Here is a 2,000-nt window from a genome sequence, read left to right as displayed (position 1 = left end):
CGTCGTCACGGCTGGTATTGATCGGCGCAACAGGCGATTTGGCCGTGGCGGCCACTGTGATAGAAACAGCAATTGCGAACGCAATCGCGAGGCTGCGGACTTGAATCTTCACGGTAGTTCCTGTTCGTGTCAAACATGACAATCCACCGCTTGACGAGAATGACCTTGCAATGCCGGCGAGGGAAATCACCTCTTGCCATAGAGTCGATAGACGATCGTTATTGCCGCCACGCCGCCTGATGCCGTAGCGAGGAATGCCACCAGCCGCATCTGCAGAGACTTCTAAACCCGCTGCCGCCCCTGGACCAATCTAGGTTGCGCGTGCCAACGCGCACCGCCGTCGTTGACCATGACGCCGCTCCTACGGTGGATTTGTCGTGCGCCATGTCGCCGACCGGATGCCGGGCCGAGGTAAAAGAGGGAAAGACATCGCCATTTTGCAGATGGGGCAGGATGCCTACAGAAAAATTTCGGAAATCCGGAATTGCGTTACGTGGGTAACGACCAAGCTGTTCTTGCACATTCAGATGTTGTGTGTACCGAAAACCTAATCCGAGTTGATGACGTGATGGAATCGCCTAAGCTGGCGGAATGATCAGGCTGTCCTGTTTCGCTCTGGCCGTCCTGGCTTCGCCCTTCTGTCGTCTGGGACCGGCAGTGGCCTGTGAAACCCGATGTCGTGTTCGAAGGTGGCAACCTCGCGCATGACGGAGCGCTTCCCGGCGAACCGATCGACGACCTGCAGATCCTCACGACGTATTTCCGCCCGGAACTGCGTCACTTCACAACTCTCGGCGACACGAGCGCGGCCACCGCCCACGCCGCGCGGATGGCGGGGCAAATCTTGGTAGCGCGCCCGGGCCTATGGCCGGAAACGGTCCGCGCGTTGATCGTGCACTCCGCCGAGTGGACCCCGCAGATGCGCGCCCGCATCGACGCATGTAACGGCGCGAAGGGGCAAATGCAGGCACTCGTACGCCGCTATGGCTATGGAGTCCCGGATTTTGGGCGGGCGCTCCTCTCGACGGTGAACGATCTGACGCTCATCGTCGAAGATCAACTCCAACCGTTTCAGCGGGAAGGGAGCGCTGCCGCCAAGACCCGCGATATGAAACTGCATCGCCTGCCTTGGCCGAAGGAGCAACTGGCCGCGCTTGGTGCCGCGCAGGTTGAGCTACGAGCGACTCTGTCCTACTTCATCGAACCCAATCCTGGAGAGCGTGGCTGGACGAGGCGACATCGATGCGCTTCGCATGGTCTTCGCTTCCGTGTGAAGTCCGCGACCGAGACTGTCGACGAGTTCAGAGCCCGCATCAATCAGGCGGCACGGGACGAGGAGGAGGGGGTGCCTCCCGGCGGTGGCGAGGATTGGCTCCTCGGCACGTTTCGCGACAATGGATCGGTGCATTCCGATTTTTGGTCTGGAAGCGCAGCTGACCTCGCCGAGCGTGATGCCATTGGCGTCTTTCCGGTCGGTGGCTGGTGGAAGGAAAAGCCTTACTTGGAGCGCTTCGACGGCGCTGCGCGCTATGCGCTGATCGTGACGATCAGAGCGCCGGGGTCGAATGTGGACATCTTCACGCCTGTGTGTACGGAAAACCTAAACACGGGCGTAGTGGTGGTGAAGTCCGCCCAGGATGGCGCGTGAATCGATCACACCGGTTCGCTGAACCAGGCGGCAGACCGGCGCATCCTTGTCCAAGGATCGATGCGTTCTGACACGCTTGTAATAGTCCGCATAGCTTCGCAGGATTCGGCGCAGATGCGCCTCGCCTAAGACAATGATGTGGTCCACACACTCACGCCGGATCGATCCGATCAGCCGTTCGGCAAACCCATTCTGCCAGGGCGCGGCTGGTGCGGTGGGCTTGTCCCGGATGCCCATGGCGCGTAACCGCCGCGCAACGACGCCGCCATAGATCCGGTCGCGATCGCGGATCAGGTAGTGCGGAGCCTTGTCCCAAGGAAATGCCTCCGTGATTTGATGTGCCACCCATTCA

Annotated in this window: 1 protein-coding gene and 1 pseudogene; one reads left to right on the top strand and one right to left on the bottom strand. The window is 60.5% G+C overall.

Features of this window, described 5'->3' with window-relative positions; genetic code table 11:
* Positions 1-652: 652 nt before the first annotated feature.
* Positions 653-1,648: pseudogene (locus J6497_RS40450) on the top strand (S8 family serine peptidase); the annotation flags it as partial.
* Here J6497_RS40450 and J6497_RS40445 read toward each other — a convergent pair.
* Positions 1,601-2,000 (bottom strand): integrase core domain-containing protein (locus tag J6497_RS40445; protein ID WP_225709716.1); only part of this gene is annotated, 400 nt, incomplete at its 5' end. The pseudogene J6497_RS40450 and the gene J6497_RS40445 overlap by 48 nt on opposite strands.

Origin of the sequence: Bradyrhizobium cenepequi, from assembly GCF_020329485.1 — a bacterium.
Taxonomy (GTDB): domain Bacteria; phylum Pseudomonadota; class Alphaproteobacteria; order Rhizobiales; family Xanthobacteraceae; genus Bradyrhizobium; species Bradyrhizobium cenepequi.
This window is presented reverse-complemented; position numbering and strand designations above follow the sequence as displayed.